Source organism: Mycobacterium sp. 1165178.9 (assembly GCF_001673555.1).
Lineage (GTDB): Bacteria > Actinomycetota > Actinomycetes > Mycobacteriales > Mycobacteriaceae > Mycobacterium.
Genome location: NZ_LZMB01000130.1, coordinates 1 through 17667 on the forward strand (window position 1 = coordinate 1; position 17667 = coordinate 17667).

At 67.3% G+C, this 17667-nt stretch carries 18 protein-coding genes; 10 read left to right on the forward strand and 8 right to left on the reverse strand.

Going from position 1 to position 17667, the window contains the following annotated elements:
• The 3 genes from A5652_RS06275 to A5652_RS06285 form a co-directional block, all read left to right on the forward strand.
• On the forward strand, positions 1–533 hold a 533-nt coding region (locus tag A5652_RS06275; RefSeq protein ID WP_255361810.1), incomplete at its 5' end, for an aconitase family protein.
• A gap of 25 nt (positions 534–558) precedes the next feature.
• Positions 559–1167 carry a 3-isopropylmalate dehydratase small subunit gene (gene leuD, locus A5652_RS06280; protein ID WP_067347966.1) on the forward strand — a complete coding sequence of 203 codons (609 nt, stop codon included), beginning with the start codon at positions 559–561 and terminating at the stop codon, positions 1165–1167.
• A 199-nt stretch (positions 1168–1366) separates the two neighbouring features.
• On the forward strand, positions 1367–2014 hold the full coding sequence (locus tag A5652_RS06285) for an HU family DNA-binding protein (protein ID WP_067347877.1): 648 nt from the start codon (positions 1367–1369) through the stop codon (positions 2012–2014).
• 145 nt (positions 2015–2159) lie between these two features.
• On the opposite strand, the gene A5652_RS06290 is transcribed toward A5652_RS06285, so the two are convergent.
• From A5652_RS06290 to cofC, 3 genes are all read right to left on the reverse strand, one after another.
• Positions 2160–3107 carry an NUDIX hydrolase gene (locus A5652_RS06290; protein WP_067347880.1) on the reverse strand — a complete coding sequence of 316 codons (948 nt, stop codon included), beginning with the start codon at positions 3105–3107 and terminating at the stop codon, positions 2160–2162.
• Between the two features lie 88 nt (positions 3108–3195).
• A complete protein-coding gene (locus tag A5652_RS06295; RefSeq protein WP_067347884.1) occupies positions 3196–5385 on the reverse strand; it encodes an RNA degradosome polyphosphate kinase in 2190 nt (729 codons plus the stop codon).
• Between the two features lie 80 nt (positions 5386–5465).
• A complete protein-coding gene (gene cofC / locus A5652_RS06300; protein WP_067347887.1) occupies positions 5466–6116 on the reverse strand; it encodes a 2-phospho-L-lactate guanylyltransferase in 651 nt (216 codons plus the stop codon).
• A gap of 166 nt (positions 6117–6282) precedes the next feature.
• Between cofC and A5652_RS06305 the strand changes: the two genes are divergently transcribed.
• Complete coding sequence (locus tag A5652_RS06305) at positions 6283–7317, forward strand: NAD(P)H-dependent glycerol-3-phosphate dehydrogenase (protein WP_067347891.1); 1035 nt, start codon at positions 6283–6285, stop codon at positions 7315–7317.
• A gap of 80 nt (positions 7318–7397) precedes the next feature.
• The gene (locus A5652_RS06310) at positions 7398–8534 is read left to right on the forward strand and encodes a D-alanine--D-alanine ligase family protein (RefSeq protein WP_067347895.1); all 1137 of its coding nucleotides are present in this window, start codon (positions 7398–7400) and stop codon (positions 8532–8534) included.
• 160 nt (positions 8535–8694) lie between these two features.
• On the opposite strand, the gene A5652_RS06315 is transcribed toward A5652_RS06310, so the two are convergent.
• Entirely contained in the window at positions 8695–9255 is a 561-nt protein-coding gene (locus A5652_RS06315) for a DUF3515 domain-containing protein (protein WP_067347898.1), read from the reverse strand.
• A gap of 184 nt (positions 9256–9439) precedes the next feature.
• Between A5652_RS06315 and A5652_RS06320 the strand changes: the two genes are divergently transcribed.
• Genes A5652_RS06320 through A5652_RS06330 form a run of 3 tightly spaced genes read left to right on the forward strand, consistent with a single transcriptional unit; the run spans position 9440 to position 12059 of the window.
• Positions 9440–10399, forward strand: coding sequence for a thiamine-phosphate kinase (locus tag A5652_RS06320; protein ID WP_067347901.1), 960 nt, complete (start codon positions 9440–9442; stop codon positions 10397–10399).
• A gap of 41 nt (positions 10400–10440) precedes the next feature.
• Positions 10441–11124, forward strand: a complete 684-nt coding sequence (locus A5652_RS06325; protein ID WP_067347969.1) for a uracil-DNA glycosylase — start codon at positions 10441–10443, stop codon at positions 11122–11124.
• 5 nt (positions 11125–11129) lie between these two features.
• Positions 11130–12059 (forward strand): NADP-dependent oxidoreductase, encoded by a 930-nt coding sequence (locus A5652_RS06330; RefSeq protein ID WP_067347973.1) that lies wholly within the window; start codon positions 11130–11132, stop codon positions 12057–12059.
• A gap of 83 nt (positions 12060–12142) precedes the next feature.
• Here the strand turns inward: A5652_RS06330 and A5652_RS06335 are convergent, their stop codons facing one another.
• Genes A5652_RS06335 through A5652_RS06350 form a run of 4 tightly spaced genes read right to left on the reverse strand, consistent with a single transcriptional unit; the run spans position 12143 to position 15862 of the window.
• Positions 12143–12973 carry an oxidoreductase gene (locus A5652_RS06335; protein WP_067347905.1) on the reverse strand — a complete coding sequence of 277 codons (831 nt, stop codon included), beginning with the start codon at positions 12971–12973 and terminating at the stop codon, positions 12143–12145.
• A complete protein-coding gene (locus A5652_RS06340; RefSeq protein WP_067347909.1) occupies positions 12973–14217 on the reverse strand; it encodes a hypothetical protein in 1245 nt (414 codons plus the stop codon). The genes A5652_RS06335 and A5652_RS06340 overlap by 1 nt, the downstream gene beginning before the upstream one ends.
• Positions 14210–15415 carry a sulfotransferase gene (locus A5652_RS06345; RefSeq protein ID WP_067347912.1) on the reverse strand — a complete coding sequence of 402 codons (1206 nt, stop codon included), beginning with the start codon at positions 15413–15415 and terminating at the stop codon, positions 14210–14212. Before A5652_RS06345 ends, A5652_RS06340 begins: the two co-directional genes overlap by 8 nt.
• A 3-nt stretch (positions 15416–15418) precedes the next feature.
• Positions 15419–15862, reverse strand: a complete 444-nt coding sequence (locus A5652_RS06350; RefSeq protein WP_067347915.1) for a nuclear transport factor 2 family protein — start codon at positions 15860–15862, stop codon at positions 15419–15421.
• Between the two features lie 84 nt (positions 15863–15946).
• Between A5652_RS06350 and A5652_RS06355 the strand changes: the two genes are divergently transcribed.
• Positions 15947–16837, forward strand: coding sequence for an SDR family NAD(P)-dependent oxidoreductase (locus A5652_RS06355; protein WP_067347919.1), 891 nt, complete (start codon positions 15947–15949; stop codon positions 16835–16837).
• Positions 16838–16839: 2 nt separating this feature from the next.
• On the forward strand, positions 16840–17661 hold the full coding sequence (locus tag A5652_RS06360) for a mycofactocin-coupled SDR family oxidoreductase (protein ID WP_067347976.1): 822 nt from the start codon (positions 16840–16842) through the stop codon (positions 17659–17661).
• Positions 17662–17667: the final 6 nt, after the last annotated feature.

The following is a 17667-nucleotide window of genomic DNA, read 5'->3' on the forward strand; positions in this document are numbered from 1 at the left end:
GGGGCACCAACCCCGGCCAGGGTGTGCCGTTGGCCGACGCGGTGCCGGATCCCGAGCTGATGACCGACGACGCGCAGCGCCAGGCGGCTGAGAAAGCGTTGGCATATATGGACCTTCGACCAGGCACGCCGATGCGTGACATCGCCGTTGACACGGTGTTCGTGGGCTCTTGTACCAACGGTCGTATCGAAGATCTGCGGGTCGTCGCCGATGTGCTGCGCGGACGCAAGATCGCGTCGGGCATGCGGATGCTCGTCGTGCCGGGCTCGATGCGCGTGCGCGCGCAGGCCGAAGCCGAAGGGCTGGGTGAGGTTTTCACCGCCGCAGGCGCCGAATGGCGCCAAGCGGGCTGCTCAATGTGCCTGGGGATGAATCCCGACCAGCTTGCGCCGGGGGAGCGGTGTGCCGCGACGTCCAACCGCAACTTCGAAGGGCGCCAGGGTAAAGGCGGCCGCACGCATTTGGTGTCTCCGGCCGTTGCCGCAGCGACAGCGGTTCGCGGCAGATTGTCAGCTCCAGCCGATTTGAGCTGACGTATTCGACTGTGAAGGGATGAGCATGGAAGCATTTCACACCCACACCGGTATCGGTGTGCCGCTGCGGCGCTCCAATGTCGACACCGATCAGATCATTCCGGCGGTGTATTTGAAGCGTGTCACCCGAACCGGTTTCGAGGACGGATTGTTCGCCAGTTGGCGGTCGGATCCGTCATTCGTACTAAATCTCAGCCCCTTTGACCGCGGGTCAGTGCTAGTGGCAGGACCCGATTTCGGGACGGGATCATCGCGTGAGCATGCGGTGTGGGCACTGATGGACTACGGGTTCCGGGTGGTCATCTCGTCTCGGTTCGGTGACATTTTCCGGGGCAACGCCGGCAAGGCGGGGCTGCTGGCGGCCGAAGTTTCTCAGGACGGTGTGGAACTGCTCTGGAAGCTCATCGAGCAGAGTCCGGGCTTGGAAATCACTGTCAATCTTCAAGATCGAAATATCACCGCGGGAACGACGGTGCTGCCGTTCAAGATTGACGACCATACCGCTTGGCGACTGCTCGAAGGTCTCGACGATATAGCCCTTACGCTGCGCAAACTCGACGAAATCGAGGCATTCGAGGCGGCGTATCCGGACTGGAAACCGCGCACTCTGCCCACCTCTTCGACGGCCGAGTAAAGCCGATTTTCTGCTTGATCGGCTAACTAAACCGAGCCGATTTTTAACACCCTCCACCGGTCAAGGGCGGCAAGCGGATTGCGAAAACAGCGCACGCTTTGCCTTGAAATTGCGCGTGGCTCTTGGAAATTTGCTGGGTGAGGGTTTACCGTGTCCACTAGTCGGTTCAAATCGAGGACCACTAGTGTCGGAGGGATTGATGAACAAGGCAGAGCTCATTGATGTGCTCACAACTAAATTGAACACGGACCGTCGACAGGCGACCGCAGCGGTCGAGAACGTTGTCGACACCATTGTGCGTGCGGTACACAAGGGCGACAGCGTCACCATCACCGGGTTCGGTGTGTTCGAGCAGCGGCGTCGCGCAGCGCGGGTGGCCCGCAACCCGCGGACCGGTGAGACGGTGAAGGTGAAGCCGACGTCCGTCCCGGCGTTCCGCCCCGGTGCACAGTTCAAAGCGGTTGTGTCTGGCGCACAGCGCCTCCCGTCGGACGGCCCCGCGGTCAAGCGCGGTGTCGTATCAGGTGGCGGCGCGGCCAAGAAGACCGCGGCGAAGAAGGCCCCGGCCAAGAAGGCCGCGGCCAAGAAGGCTCCGGCCAAGAAGGCCGCGGCTAAGAAGGCTCCGGCCCGCAAGGCCGCGACCAAGGCTCCCGCCAAGAAGACTGCGGCCAAGAAGGCTCCAGTTCGCAAGGCGGCGACCAAGGCTCCGGCCAAGAAGACTGCTGCCAAGAAGGCTCCGGCCAAGAAGGCTGCGGCTAAGAAGGCTCCGGCCCGCAAGGCTGCGAGCAAGGCTCCGGCCCGCAAGGCGGCCGCAAAGAAGACGACAGCTCGTCGCGGCCGCAAGTAGCGGAGTCAAGTTCTAGACACGAGTACCCTTCGGGCGGCAGTGAAGCCCCCGAAGGGTATTCGTGCGTTAGCGGCGGCGGAGGTACGCCCCCCCGAGCGGGAGGTGCCCTCACCCGCTTGCGGGGGACGGACGGTCCGCCACCACGTTAGGCCCGAACGTTGGCGGCCACCGCGCCGCCGATGTGGTCGGCAGCCACCAACCGTCCGTCTGACAGTGAGAGCACCCAGGTGCTGCCCTTGTGGTTGCGCGATTTGTCGGGCCGCACGCCATCGCGCTCACACCACCACGCGATCAAGTCCGGAATCACCTTGCCCTGAGTGCAGACAACGGGCGTGCCTTGCTCCTCGGCGATATCCAGGATTCGGTGGCGTCCACGTTTCGCGTTCTTGGCATAGGCCTCTTCGGTGAGGGTGGGCTCGTTGTGCACGGGCACGTCCAAGTCCTCGGCAAGCGGTTCCACGGTCTGGTGGCAGCGGACGCGGTCGGCCGCGTGCACCTGTGACGCGCCGAATGCGAGCAGCTGCGGCACCAGTGCCTCGGCTTGCGCGCGTCCACGTTTGTCCAGCGGCCGCTTGGCGTCGTCGCCGGAGAAACGCGATTTGCGGCCCGCGGTGCCGTGCCGGACCACCAACAGGGTTTGGGTGTCCGCGGGCTTTTTGTTGAAGTGCCGCAACACTTTTCGGTCCTGCGTGTAGTCCAGCTTCTGCATCGCCTCGGCGATCGGCAGCCACACCAGCCCGTCCACCTCGTTGCCCGGCACGAATTCTCCGCCGATGGAGCGCGCCGCCCAGTAGAAGACTTTTTTGACGCCCTGGTCGATTGGATAGCTCACCAAGTCGAGCCGCCTGCCGAGGATGGCGTGGGCACCCGTCTCCTCCCGTACCTCGCGCACGGCCGCCCTCGGGGCCGTCTCGCCGGGGTCCACCTTGCCCTTGGGCAGTGACCAGTCGTCATACCGGGGACGGTGAATGATGGCGATCTCGATGTCGTGGTTGCCCGTATCACCATTGCCGGGTCGCCACAGCACTGCACCGGCGGCATACACTACTCGGCTTCCAGAGCGCCGTGCGGCGGACGAATTCTGGGTGGGCACCTCAACTCCTGCAGATCAATTCACTTCAGGGCCGCACGCCTGATCGGGATGCGGCCGGGAGAAACGACCGGAATACAACCGCACAGAGCTAGGGACTGCGATGGCGCTCCATCAACGATACTTGGTGGTCGCGTACGGAATGGCCCTCCTGTGGCGACGGCGTCCACTGCCCGTCGGGCCCCAGTTCCCAGCACCGGGTCGAGGGATCCAGTGCGGATTCGAACAATTCGTCGAGCTGCGCGGTGAGCTTGGGGTCCTTGACCTGAGCCAGCACCTCCACGCGCCGATCGAGGTTGCGGTGCATCATGTCGGCGCTGCCGATCCAGAACTCGTTGATGTTGCGGAAATGGATGATCCGCGAGTGCTCCAGGAAACGGCCGAGAATCGAGCGGACGAAAATGTTTTCGGAAAACCCCTCGGCACCTGGGCGCAGCGCGCAGATGCCGCGCACCACGACCTCGACGCGCACCCCGGCCTGCGACGCCCGGTAGAGCGCATCGATCACCTGCTCGTCGACAAGCGCGTTCATCTTCAAGCGAATGCGTCCGTTTCCGCTTTCCCGGTGTGCTTCGATCTCGCGTTCGACGCGTTCGATGATGCCGGCGCGAATTCCGTACGGTGCCACCAACAGATTGCGATAGGAGACCTTACGCGAATAACCGGTCAGCGAATTGAACAAATCGGTGAGGTCCGCGCCGATATCGGGGTTCGCCGTCAGCAGGCCGACATCCTCGTACAGGCGGGCCGTTTTGCTGTTGTAGTTGCCGGTTCCGATGTGGCAGTACCGCCGGATGGCCGAACCTTCGCGGCGCACCACTAGGCAAGTCTTGCAATGCGTCTTGAGGCCGACCAGCCCGTAGACCACGTGCACGCCCGCCTGCTCGAGTGCGCGCGCCCAACGAATGTTGGCTTGTTCGTCGAAACGCGCCTTGATCTCGACGAGTGCCACGGCCTGCTTACCGGCCTCGGCCGCTTCGATCAGCGCCCGCACGATCGGCGAATCGCCGGAGGTGCGATACAGCGTTTGCTTGATCGCCAGCACGTTGGGGTCCGCGGCGGCCTGCTGGATGAATCGCTGCACGCTGGTGGAGAAGGAGTCGTACGGGTGGTGCACCAGGACGTCGCCTTCGCGCAGCGTCGCGAAAATGCTCTTGGGAGATTCGCGGTCGGCGAAAGCGGGGTGGGTGTCCGGGACGAACGCCGGGTCCTTAAGTGCCGGCCGGTCCAGGCCGTAGATCTGCCACAGCGACGAAAGGTCGAGCAGGCCGGGGACTTCGATGACATCACCGGGATGCACATCGAGTTCGCGCAGCAGCAATTCCAGCATGGCCTCGGTCATGTCGTCGGCGATTTCGAGTCGCACCGGCGGGCCGAACCGCCGGCGCGCCAATTCCCGTTCCAGCGCCTGCAGCAGATCCTCATCGCGGTCTTCTTCGACTTCCATGTCGGCGTTGCGGGTGATGCGGAAAGCGTGATGCTCCACGATTTCCATGCCGGGGAACAGAAGAGGAAGGAAGGCCGCGATCAGCTCTTCCATCGGCAGGTAGCGGACGATGGTCCGCCCGCCGTCGTCCGCGTTGCTGATGGCGGCGAGCTCGACGAAGCGATCGACGTTGTTGGGCACCTTGACTCGGGCGAAGTGCTGCCCGCCGTCCTCGGGCTGACGCACCATGACCGCCAGGTTCAGGCTCAGCCCGCTGACGAACGGGAACGGGTGCGCGGGATCGACGGCCAGTGGCGTCAAAACGGGGAAGACCTGTTCGGTGAAATAAGCCGACAATTCGTCGCGCTCGCGCTGATCGAGGTCGGCCCACGTGACGATGTGAATGCCTTCCTCCGCGAGTGCGGGCCGCACCGAATCGAGGAACACCCGCGCGTGCCGGGTCGCGATCCGCTGAGTTTGTTCCCCGATGAGCGCAAGTTGCTTGCGCGGCGTCAAACCGTCGGCGGAGCGCACCGACAATCCCATCTCGTCACGGCGCTTGAGGCCGGCGACGCGCACCATATAGAACTCGTCGAGGTTGGAGGCGAAGATCGCCAGGAATTTGGCACGTTCCAGGAGCGGCAGCGAGTTGTCGTCGGCGAGCGCCAGCACGCGGGCGTTGAAGTCGAGCCAGCTCAGCTCGCGATTGAGGTAGCGGTCGTCCGGGAGATCGGTCAGCGCGGCCTGCGTCGCAGCCGGTGGCGCCGCCACGGCCGAGTCGCCCGCATGCCACAAATTCTCGTCGGGTCGCGCCTCAGCTTCGATTTCAGTCACCCTGCGATCATTGCTCATCATGCGCGCGTGCTGCTAGCGCTCGAGGGACATCCGTTCGCCGTTGGGATGACGTTTACCCGCCGGACAGGTTGCTGATCGAATCAGTGTGTCGCGATGGCGCGCGCGGTCGCCGGCCCCACCCCGAGGCGGCGCGCGGCGGCGAGATCGTTGGGAGTGTCGACGTCACACCGCAGGCCCGGCCAGGCGCCGGTCAGCTCGATCGCACCCGAACTGCGGTGCCGCGCCGAGGAATCGGAGCCGAACCGCGGGTCGAGCGGGCCGCCGAACGCGAACAATGCTGCGGTGCCCGTCGCGAGCCGGTCGGCGACGAAGCTGCGCCGGTGCTGGCGCGCGGCGGCGATCGCCTCGCTAAGCTCCTGGGTCTGCAGTGCCGGTAAATCCCCTTGCAGCGCAACGACATTGGCGAAGGAAGTCCCCACCGCGCGTTCCGCGGTGGCGATGGCGTTGTTCAATGGATCGGGATGACCCTCGGGTGTCGGGTCGGCCAGCACGTCGGCTCCCACCTCGAGGGCCGCCGCGGCCGCGGCGTCATCGGGCGTGATCACGGTGATCGAACCCAGCGATCGGACCCGTCCCGCGGCGGTCAGGGTGTCGATCAACATGGCGAGCACCACGCTTTCGCGGGTGCGCGCCGAGAACACCGGGGCCAGCCTGGTCTTGGCCGCCGCCAGCCTCTTGACGGCGATGATCAGCGCCACATCGCCTGCGCCGTCGGCTCGTATGCCGCTCATGAGGAGTCATCCTGCCAGCGACGGGATGCGGGTCGCTCGCCAACACCGGCGACGCTCCGCCCTGCGCGGGACACACTGACTCGCGTGACGCCCGGTCCGTCGCTGATCTAGGGTGTAGCGGCTGCACGTGCCGCGTGAGCAACCCCGACCGGACAGGAGGTCATACATGACCAGCGCATCATCGGGCGCCGTCGCGGTCATGGGTGCCGGGGCGTGGGGCACGGCGCTGGCCAAAGTGCTCATCGATGCCGGGGGACCCGAGGCCGGCGTCACGCTGTGGGCCCGCAGGCCCGAGCTCGCCGAGCAGATCAATTCCACCCGATCCAACCCCGACTACCTGCCGGGCACGTTGCTGCCGCCGGGCGTCCGTGCCACCGCCGACGCCGCCGAAGCGCTGCGCGACGCGTCGACGGTACTGCTGGGCGTGCCCGCGCAGACGATGCGCGGCAACCTCGAGCGCTGGGCGCCGCTGATCCGGGAGGGCGCCACCCTGGCCAGCCTGGCCAAGGGCATCGAGCTGGGCACGTTGATGCGGATGAGCCAGGTCATCGTCTCGGTCGTCGGCGTCGACCCGTCTCAGGTCGCGGTGATCTCGGGGCCGAACCTGGCCAGCGAAATCGCCGCATCCCAGCCCGCGGCCACCGTCATCGCGTGCAGCGACTCGGGCCGCGCGGTCGCCCTGCAGCGCATGCTGAACAGCGGCTACTTCCGCCCGTACACCAATAGCGACGTGGTCGGCACCGAGATCGGCGGCGCCTGCAAGAACGTCATCGCCCTGGCGTGTGGGATGGCCGTCGGCGTCGGACTGGGCGAGAACACCACGGCGGCGATCATCACCCGCGGGTTGGCCGAAATCATGCGGCTGGGGATTGCGCTCGGCGCCAAGGGCGCGACGCTGGCGGGGCTGGCCGGTGTGGGCGACCTGGTTGCGACCTGCAGCTCACCGCGTTCGCGTAACCGTTCGCTGGGCGAGCGGCTCGGCCGGGGCGCGACAATCCAGTCGGTGCTGGCCGGTACGCCCGACGGCGGCGACGGGCACGTCGTCGAGGGTGTGACGTCTTGCGAATCGGTGTTGGCGCTGGCCGCTAGTTACGACGTCGAAATGCCCCTTACCGACGCCGTGCACCGCGTGTGCCACAAAGGGCTGTCGGTGGACGAGGCGATGGCCCTGCTCCTGGGCCGCAGGACCAAGCCCGAATAAACGGCGCCGAGTCGTATGAAGGCCATGCCTAGGCCCGCCACCCGACCGGGCCCGGCGCCACCCGGTAGCCTCTTGAGATTGTGAATGCCAGCCAGCGGTCGCCGCGCCCCAGCTCAGGCGAGCGGGTGCGCGTCGCCGTCGTCTTCGGCGGGCGCAGCAACGAGCACGCCATCTCGTGCGTCTCGGCGGGCAGCATTCTGCGCAACCTGGACCCGGAGCGATTCGACGTGCTCGCGATCGGCATCACTCCGGAAGGTTCGTGGGTCCTCACCGATGGCGACCCCGCCGCGCTGGCGATCACCGACCGGCAGCTGCCTGAGGTGACCGCGGCATCGGGAACCGAATTGGCACTGCTCGCCGACCCTCGGCGCAGCGGCCAGCTGATGTCGCTCGCGCCCGGTGCCAGTGAGGTGTTGGCGTCGGTCGACGTGGTGTTTCCGGTGCTGCACGGCCCCTACGGCGAGGACGGCACCATCCAGGGTCTGCTGGAACTCGCCGGTGTGCCCTATGTGGGGGCCGGCGTGCTCGCCAGCGCGGCCGGCATGGACAAGGAGTTCACCAAGAAACTGTTCGCCGCCGAGGGCTTGCCGATCGGTGACTACGCGGTGCTGCGCCAGTCGCACACGAGGCCGCGCCCCGAGGAGTGCGAGCGGCTGGGCCTGCCGGTGTTCGTCAAACCCGCCCGCGGCGGCTCCTCGATCGGTGTGAGCCGGGTGTCGAGCTGGGATCAGCTGGACGGTGCCATCGCGATGGCGCGCCGGCATGACCCCAAGGTCATCGTCGAGGCCGCGGTCGTCGGTCGTGAGCTGGAATGCGGTGTGCTCGAAATGCCCGATGGCACAGTGGAAGCCAGCACGCTGGGCGAGATCCGGGTGGCCGGGGTGCGCGGGCGCGAGGATTCCTTCTACGACTTCTCCACCAAATACCTCGACGACGCGGCCGAATTGGACGTGCCCGCCAAGGTGGACGACGAAACCGCCGACACGGTGCGCCAATTGGCGGTCCGGGCGTTCCAGGCCATCGACTGCCAAGGGCTGGCCCGGGTGGACTTCTTCCTAACCGAAGACGGGCCGGTGCTCAACGAGATCAACACGATGCCGGGATTCACCACGATCTCGATGTACCCGAGGATGTGGGCGGCCAGCGGTGTGGATTACGCGACCTTGCTGGCGACGATGGTCCAGACTGCGTTGGCTCGCGGAGTGGGCCTGCGCTAGTGGTGATCGCGAGCGCGGCGTGGCGGGCGATGCGGGTCGCCACCATCGACCTAGTGGTGATCGCGAGCGCGGCGTGGCCGGGCGATGCGGGTCGCCACCATCGACCTAGCGGTGATCGCGAGCGCGGCGTGGCCGGGCGATGCGGGTCGCCACCATCGACTTAACGGGGCTGGGCGGGGTCGATGGGCGCCGCCGGGATGCTGCGGTCGATCACCTCGGATAGCTGCTGAATCGGCGTCGGTCCCGATCCGGTCGGCAGCGTGAGCGCCACATAGACTCCGCGATCCACCGTGTACCAGGTGGATCGGCCCGCGTCACCCGCGGATTGCTGTTCGGAACGCACCTGGAACCACTGCACCCGGTCGACAACCTGGATCGGGGATCCCAGGACGAACTCGGCCGGACGATCGAGCCCGCAACGCAGCACCACCGGGTCACCGTCCGCCCCGCTTCGCCAGGCGGCGACGCCGTGCGGGGCCGGCTGCTCGAGCGGCGCGTGCTGGTAATCCCCCAGCCGATGCGGCAGCGCGCCCATCAGCGCCCGGCATGCGGCCCCGTCGGCCTGCGGCGCCGGAACCTCGGGAATCGCAACCGAACGCGGGGGCGCCTCGCGGGTCGCCGCGATGGCCAGGATCACGCCGATGGTCGCGACGGCCAGCGCGATCGCGGCGATGATCAGCGCGCGCGGCGGCCCGGCATCGGCGTCCGATTCGGTTGCCACCGCCCGCGCACCTCCTTCTCTGCTAACCACTATCGCCCGCATTTACTCACGTGCCAATTTATTCTCGGGACGAGAAAACCCCGCATGTAGCGCGAAGTTCTACACTGGCGCGGTCCGTTCCACGGGCGGGGACCTATGGTCGGCCGGGGCCCGCACCGGACCGTGACGCGCCGAAGGAGGTGGCGTGCAAGACGAATCGGGCGAGTCCCCGTCGCTGCGGCAACTCGGTGAGTTCGCCGTGATCGATCGCCTGGTGCGCGGGCGCGAGCAACCTGCCGCGGTCGTGCTCGGCCCGGGTGACGATGCGGCGCTGGTGTCATCGGGTGATGGCCCCGCGCTGGTGTCGACCGACATGCTCGTGCAGGATCGGCACTTCCGGCTCGACTGGTCGACGCCGCACGACATCGGCCGCAAGGCGATCGCCCAGAACGCCGCGGATATCGAGGCGATGGGCGGGCGGCCGACGGCATTCGTGGTCGCCTTCGGAGCACCCGGTGATACGCCGGCGGCGAAGGTGGACGCGCTGGTCGACGGAATGTGGGACGAGGCGCAACGATTCGGTGCCGGCATCGCCGGTGGTGACCTGGTCCACTGCCCGCAGTGGGTCATCTCGGTGACGGTCCTGGGCGACTCCGACGGGCGCGCACCGGTGCTCCGATCGGGCGCGAAGCCCGGTGCGTTGATCGCCGTCGCCGGTGACCTGGGCCGGTCGGCGGCAGGATTTGACCTGTGGCGCAACGATATTGAGGGCTTCGATGAGCTGCGGCGCCGGCATGTGGTGCCGCAGCCGCCCTACGGTCAGGGAGCGGTGGCCGCGGCCGGGGGTGCGCAGGCGATGATCGACATCTCCGACGGCCTGGTCGCCGACCTGCGTCATGTCGCCGAGGCATCCGGGGTGGGCATGGATCTGTCCACGGCGGCGCTGACCGCGGACCGCGATGCGCTTGGCGCCGCCGCGGCCGCGGTCGGCGCCGATCCCTGGCGCTGGGTGCTGGGCGGTGGCGAGGACCACGCCCTGGCGGCGTGTTTCGCGGGTCCAGCGCCGGCCGGATGGCGCATCATCGGTCGGGTTCTCGACGGGCCGGCCCGAGTGCTCGTCGACGATCAGGAGTACAGCGGCTACGCGGGCTGGCAATCGTATTAGGGTGACGCGGTGACCGTTTACGCGATCGCGAAGGGCCGATGATGACCGCGCGTCCGCTGAGTGAACTGGTGGATCCCGGCTGGGCGATTGCGCTGCAGCCGGTGACCGACCAGGTGGCCGAGATGGGGCAATTCCTGCGCGCCGAGATCGCGGCCGGGCGCAGGTACTTGCCTGCTGGCCCGAATGTGTTGCGCGCCTTCACCTATCCCTTCGACGACGTCCGGGTGCTGATCGTCGGGCAAGACCCGTACCCGACGCCCGGACACGCTGTGGGTCTGAGCTTTTCGGTGGCACCGGAGGTGCGGCCGTTGCCGCGCAGTTTGGCCAACATTTTTCAGGAGTACGCCGCGGACCTGGGCCATCCTCAACCCTCGTGCGGTGACCTGACGCCCTGGGCGCAACGCGGCGTGCTGCTGCTGAACAGGGTGCTCACCGTGCGCCCCAGCAATCCGGCGTCGCACCGCGGCAAGGGGTGGGAGACGGTGACCGAGTGCGCTATCCGGGCGCTGACAGAGCGGTCGCGGCCCCACAGGATGGCCACCAGGGGCCGCGACGCTTCGACTCTCAAACCTATACTCGCCCAAGGGAATTGCGTCGCCATCGAGTCGCCGCATCCGTCGCCGCTGTCGGCCTCGCGCGGGTTCTTCGGTTCGCGCCCGTTCAGCCGTGCCAACGAACTGCTGGCCGAGATGGGTGCCGACGCGATCGATTGGCGCTTGCCATGACCGAGATGACCGCGCTGCGGGCGCACCGGCGGGGCGGTCCCGAGGAGCTCGTGCTCGAACGTGCCCCGGTACCGGTGCCGGCCGCCGGCGAAGTCTTGGTGGCCGTACACGCGGCCGGGATCACCTTCGACGAGCTGACCTGGGAGGAGACCTGGACTCGCGACGGGGCCAGCCGCCTCCCGGTGATCCCGTCGCACGAAGTTTCGGGCGTCGTCAAAGCGGTCGCCGCCGACGTGACGGATTTCGCGCCAGGTGACGAGGTGTACGGGTTGATCGGGTTCGACCGCGACGGTGCGGCGGCCGATTTCGTCGCCGTGCCCGCCGCCGACCTGGCTACCAAGCCGTCGACGGTGTCGCACGTCGTCGCCGCCGCGCTGCCGCTGGCCGGCCTGACCGCCCTGCAGGCTTTGGTCGACCACGCGGCCGTGCAACCGGGCGAGACCGTGCTGGTCCACGGGGGCGCCGGGGGAGTGGGCCTGCTGACGGTTCAGCTGGCCGCGTTGCTGGGTGCCCGGGTGACCGCGACCGTGCGCAGCGGCACCGCCAATCTCCTGCGCGGCTGCGGCGCGCAACGGGTGATCGACGTGCGCGCCGAGGCATTCGACGACACCGGCGCCCGCTACGACGTCGTCGTCGACACGGTCGGCGGCCAAACGCTGGAGCGGTCGTTCGCCGTGCTGCGCCGAGGGGGCCGGCTGGTCACCTTGTCGGCACCGCCGCCGGATGGCAGGGCCGACGAGTTCGGCGTCACCGCAACGTTCTTCATCGTCACGCCGAACCGGGATCAGCTCGACGAACTCGCCGCGCTGGTTGACGGCGACCGGTTGCACGTTGCGATCGCCCAGACGTTCGGCCTCGACGAGGGCCGGGAGGCCTATGAAAGCCGTGACACCGGCAGGCGCGCCGGCAAGACGGTCCTCATCGTGCGCGACTGACGTTCAATGCACCGCTCCTCGTAAACCTGGCATACTCCCCGCTGCGTGTCGTGTGCGTGGGTTATATGTCGCGGCGAGTGGCGTCATGAGTCCGCGAAATTGACGTCCTTGGTGACGGCTTTCCACTCCTCGATCGACTCCGACATCGCGGTGATCTTGTCCCGCACGGCCTTCAGCACGTCACGGCCCAGCAGCAGCCGCAGCGGCGGCTCGTCGAGCGTGGTCACCATCAGCACCGCGTCGGCGACCCTTTTCGGATCACCGGGAAGGTGATCGGCGAACTGCTTGATCAGGTCCTTGCGCGCGGCCACGTCGGCGTAGTCGGAGATCGGCGTACCCGATTCCTTCATCGACCGCGTCGCCCAATCGGTGCGGAACGCGCCCGGCTCGATGGCGGTCACCTTGATGCCCAGCGGGCGCACCTCGGCGGCCAGCGCCTCGGTCACCGCCTCCAGCGCGAACTTGGTCGAGGAGTAATACGCGTTGGGCGGGTTGGCCACCAGACCCGTCATCGAGGAGATGTTGATGATGTGACCCGACCCGCGGCTGCGCATGGCAGGCAGCACCGCCTTGATCATGTCGACCGCACCGAAGTAGTTCACGTCGAACAGCTTTCGCACCTCGGCGTCCTCGCCCTCTTCCACTGAGGACAGATACCCGTGGCCGGCGTTGTTGACCAGGACATCGATCCCGCCGAACGCCGCGTCGGCCGCCGACACCGCCGCCGCGATCTGGGCGGCGTCGGTCACGTCGAGGGCGAGGGGCAGGGCACGGTCACCGAATTCATCGGCGATATCGGCCACCGCCTCGGCCCGCCGCGCGGTCACCACCACGCTGTGGCCGGCTTGCAGTGCGGCGCGAGCGATTTCGCGACCGAAGCCGGTGGAGCACCCCGTGATCAGCCAGCGCGACACTAGATCGTCCCTTCCGGCAGGCGGCGCAGATAGGCCTTGCGTCGCTGGGCCAGCTCCGTCACCCGCTGCTCCTCGCTCACCCGCGGCAGGTGCGGCACCTCGGCGTCGAGCCGGTCGAGCTTGACCACTCGCCCGCGCGCGCCGAGGTCTTCGCGCGGACCTCCCTCGCCGAACTCCGCCATGCGCAAAGTCAAAATGGCCTCCCGCAAGCCGTCGGAGTCGATCCAGTTCGCCAGGCCGGGATCGACGGGCGAGATCACGTAGGTGTAGGAGCCGTCCTCGTTCGCGACCGACTGCGCCTTATTTAGGCTGCCGGTGCGATCGACGAGATCCAAAGTGGTGCCCCAGATGTTGCTCAGCGGCACCGTGAAGTATTCGGCGCCACCGTCATTCAGGTCGACGACGAACGCCTCGTCGGGGGCGAGGTCGAACCGGCCCATGACGTAGACCTGGTTGCGCATCGCGCCGACCTTGTCGGCCGACCAGGCCAGGTTGAAATGGTTGGCCGGCATCTTGTAGACGCCGTGGCTGAGCTTGCCGGTGAAGTCGGCGAAGTAATCCATCATCGCCGCCGTGGCCTCGGCCTGTTCGTCGAGTGTGCGGGCCGGGGTGGTCGGCGGGCCGCCAAGTCGTTGCACCTCGATGTGATTGGGGTCGTCGCAACCCCAATCCAGCAGCACGTCGCGGATGTAGAACTCGTGGGCTTCCGGCGAGGTCTGCACGTGGTTGGGCCGCCCGTTGGCGGGTTCGGCGTCGACGGTGATGGTGTAGCTGCAGTCGGATTCGACCCGCATGGTGCGGCCGTTGAGCACGGCGACGGTGCCCATGTGCGCGTCCCACAGCGTGAAGTAGTTCTCGGTCATGCGGTGCTCGCCGACCCGGCCGTGGATTTCGTAACGTTCGTCCCCGGAGATCGGGATCACCCGGTACACACTGTCGGGATTGTCGATACCCCAACGCGATCCGGGAACGCTGCGACCATCCACCGGGTGCGCGAGGCGGGTGATGCAGCTGACCTTGGGCCGCAGCTTGTCCTGATTCGACGACCACACCGCCGCCGAGAACATCACCTCGGCGAACGCCTCGTCGAACCGTTCCCGCATCGCGTCCGACGCCCTGGCGCGACCGAGCCACGTCTCGGCGACCGTGCGGTAGGCGGCCTTGACGGTCGGGTGCTCGATCAGGTCGAGGGCCGCCAGCTCCTGTTCGTGCTGGGACGCCGTCGCGACCGGGTGATCAGGCATGTGCTGTTCCTCCGATGTGCTGTCCGAAACGCTTGTTGTACAACATGAATCGATCGTCGACCTGCTCGGGACGCAGGCCGTAGTTCTGCAGCCCATAGGGCGGGCGAGGCGCCTCCCGGGGACGGCGCGCCAGCCAACGCCGCATCGCCTCCTCGGCGGCGGCGGTGAGCGGCAGGCCGACGGCGTCATAGACGCGTGCCACCTGACCGATCGGATCGACCACCGCGTCGTCGAACCCGATGTCGGTGACCACGGCGCCCTCATCGGCCCATCCGTCGCGGACCGCCATGGCCCGATCGTTAGCCCAGCCCATCCGCTCCAGCCACTCCGCACCCACCCGACGCGGGTCGACGGCATCGGCGTGCATCGCATGCAGGGTCGCGTTCAGGCTGGCCCCCGAGGCGATCGTGGTGCGCGGGTCACGATGCATGTGCACGATGTGCAGATCGGGAAACCGTGCCCGCAAGAGATTCAAATATCCAAGGTGCGCAGGCGATTTAAGCACCCACCGCCGGCCCCGCCCGCCGCGCTGGCGCTTCTGCCACTGGAGGAATTGCAGCATGCGGTGCAGGTAGCCGTAGGCCGGGGAGAAGTCCTGGGCGTCGAGCCAGGTTCGGTATCGCGGCAGGTGCGCGCCCGACTCGGGCACGTGCGACAAGAACGCGTCGGCCAGGAAGACGATCTCCTCCTCGGCCTCCCTGGCGTACATCGGATGGATCGAAAACAATTCGGGCGCCAGTTCGCGGGACTTCGCTTCTCGCGCTTCGCTGATCGCGATGCGCGGATCGGGGGCGCCGGTGAACTCATAGTTGAGCCGCGGCGCGGCCTCGACGACCTCCCACCCGTACGCGCAGACAAAGCGCGGGTCGGCGGCCAACAGCCGCTGCAGCAGCGTGGTGCCGCTGCGCATCATCCCGACGACGACGATCGGGGCGGCGATCCGCTCGTCGAGGATTTCCGGATTGCGGCGGATCCACTCCTGCGCGCGCAGCCTCATCCGCAGGCTGTGCACGATGCCCGAGCGCAGGATGTGCACGCCGATGGGGTTCAAGTCGGCGCCCGCGTAATCGTCCAGCAATACCCGCAGTGGTCCCTCGAATTCGCCCGGGCCCCAATCGGTCAGCTCTTCCTTGCGTTGCGCATCGGCCAGCACGGCGGCCGGGTCGAATGGGCCGTCGGACGCGCTCGCGGATGCCACGGGTCAGAACTTCAGATGCTGGCTGACGTCGCCGACCTGGTCGACGAACATGGTGCGGCTGTCGAAGCACCACGCCCCGTCCACCCGGTGAAAGGTGTCCTTGTAGTGCCCGGTCACGATCACCTGCAGCGGCAGGTCGGCGGTGGCTTGCGTGACGCAGTAGTAGGACGTGCTCCGCGCGGTCCCCGCCGCCTCGTCGATGTAGAGCTGCACGTTGGTTGTGTTGTGTTTGGTCTTCGGGGTGCCGTCGTCATAGATCCGCGTGGCCATGTCATACATCTCCCGCACCCGCGCGGAACCGGCGAACACCGTCTCCGGCGGGCCGTCCTGGATCCCGCAGATGCGGCCGTGCTCGAAAAGCCGGGCCACCCCGTCCAGGTCGCCACCATCGAGAAGCTGCGCGTAGGTGTAGATGAGGTTGGTGATCTCGGTGGCGCTGTCACTCATGTCGAACCGCCTCGGGAGTCTTCCGCTCTTATGTTGGCAGAACCGGTCCAACTTACATAGAACCGACCATTACTCTGGATCGCCGTGACCTTACCGTGGACGCCGAGCAGGCTCGGCAACCTCACCGGCAAACGCGTGATCGTGACCGGAGCGACCAATGGCGTCGGGCTGGGCACCTCGCGCGCGCTCGCCAAAGCCGGCGCGCACGTGATCCTGGCGGTGCGCAACACCGAACTCGGCGAGCAACGCGCGTCCGAGTTCGGCGGCTCGTCATCTGTGGTCAAGCTCGACCTCGCCGACCTGTCGTCGGTGCGGGCCTTTGCGGGCCTGATCGACGAGCCGGTCGACATTCTGATCAACAACGCCGGCGCCCTGACCGACCGGCGCACCGAGACCGTCGACGGCTTCGAGATGACACTGGGCACCAACCTGCTCGGGCCGTTCGCGCTGACCAATCTGCTGCTGGGAAAGGTGCGCTCGCAGATCATCAACGTCGGGTCCGACGCGCACCGCTCGGCGACGCTGCGGCTCGATGACCTGCACTTGCGCCGCCACAAGTGGACGAGGTTGGGCGCGTACGCGCAGTCGAAGCTCGCGGTCATGCTGTGGGGCCTGGAGCTGGACCGCAGGCTGCGCGCGGCCGGGTCGCCGATCGTCACGCAGCTGACCCACCCGGGCTGGGTGGCCTCGAACCTGTCGAACCTGGGCGACTCGCCGCTGATGTCGCTGGCGCACAAGGGGGTCAAAATGGTGGCCGACCGGTTGGCCAACGACATCGATGAGGGCGCCGCGCCCACGCTCTACTGCATCAGCGAGCCGATTCCGCCGGGCAGCTACGTCGGGGTCACTGGCAGGTTCGGGCTGCGCGGCGGCCCGGTGCTGATCGGCCGCACGCCGCTGGCCTGCGATTACGACACGGCCGCGCGGCTGGTGGCCTTCGCTGAACGCGAGACCGGCACGACCCTGGAGGTGTAGTGATGGGTGAATTCGACAACACGGTCGCCGTCATCACCGGCGCCGCGCGCGGGCAGGGCCGCAGCCACGCCGTCGCGCTGGCCGAGCAGGGCGCAGACATCATCGCCGTCGACATCTGCGCCGATCTCGAGGCGATCCCCTACGCCCTGGGGACCAAGGCCGATCTCGAGGAGACCATACGGCTGGTCGAAGCCGCCGGGCGCAAGGCCGTACCCGTCGTCGCCGACGTGCGCGACCTGGCACAGCTGGAAGCCGGGGTGCAGGGCGCGCTCGACGCCATCGGAGACGTGGACATCGTCATCGCCAACGCGGGAGTGGTCGCGATCGGTGACACCGACGCCCATTCCGAGCCGGTGTTCAACTCGATCGTGGACACGAACCTCAAGGGGGTCTGGCACACGCTTCTCGCGACGGTGCCATCGATCATCCGCAAGGGCCGGGGCGGCTCGATCGTGATGATCAGCTCGTCGCAGGGTCTGACCGGGCGGGGCGGCGACGGCAGTTCCGCGATGTTCGCCTACGCCGCATCCAAGCACGGCGTGGTGGGATTGATGCGTTCGGCCGCCAATGCCTATGCGCCGCATAAAATCCGGGTCAACTCTATCCACCCGGCCGGTGTGATGACGCCGATGATCCTCAACGACTTCGTCGTCAACCGCATGCTGGAAAACCCGAATCCTGCCGTCTCCCAGATGCTGCTGCCGGACGTGCCGCTGGTCGAACCGCAGGACGTCACCGAAGCGGTGCTCTGGCTGGCCGGACCGCGCTCGCGCTACATCACCGGCGCGGCGATACCCGTGGACGCCGGCCACGTCGTCATGTGACGACGG

Bases quoted from the DNA above. Each gene is read 5' to 3' on its own strand.
- leuD (WP_067347966.1), top strand. From the start codon at position 559: ATGGAAGCATTTCACACCCACACCGGTATCGGTGTGCCGCTGCGGCGC.
- A5652_RS06285 (WP_067347877.1), top strand. From the start codon at position 1,367: ATGAACAAGGCAGAGCTCATTGATGTGCTCACAACTAAATTGAACACG.
- A5652_RS06295 (WP_067347884.1), bottom strand. From the start codon at position 5,385: ATGATGAGCAATGATCGCAGGGTGACTGAAATCGAAGCTGAGGCGCGA.
- cofC (WP_067347887.1), bottom strand. From the start codon at position 6,116: ATGAGCGGCATACGAGCCGACGGCGCAGGCGATGTGGCGCTGATCATC.
- A5652_RS06305 (WP_067347891.1), top strand. From the start codon at position 6,283: ATGACCAGCGCATCATCGGGCGCCGTCGCGGTCATGGGTGCCGGGGCG.
- A5652_RS06325 (WP_067347969.1), top strand. From the start codon at position 10,441: ATGACCGCGCGTCCGCTGAGTGAACTGGTGGATCCCGGCTGGGCGATT.
- A5652_RS06330 (WP_067347973.1), top strand. From the start codon at position 11,130: ATGACCGCGCTGCGGGCGCACCGGCGGGGCGGTCCCGAGGAGCTCGTG.
- A5652_RS06340 (WP_067347909.1), bottom strand. From the start codon at position 14,217: ATGCCTGATCACCCGGTCGCGACGGCGTCCCAGCACGAACAGGAGCTG.
- A5652_RS06350 (WP_067347915.1), bottom strand. From the start codon at position 15,862: ATGAGTGACAGCGCCACCGAGATCACCAACCTCATCTACACCTACGCG.
- A5652_RS06360 (WP_067347976.1), top strand. From the start codon at position 16,840: ATGGGTGAATTCGACAACACGGTCGCCGTCATCACCGGCGCCGCGCGC.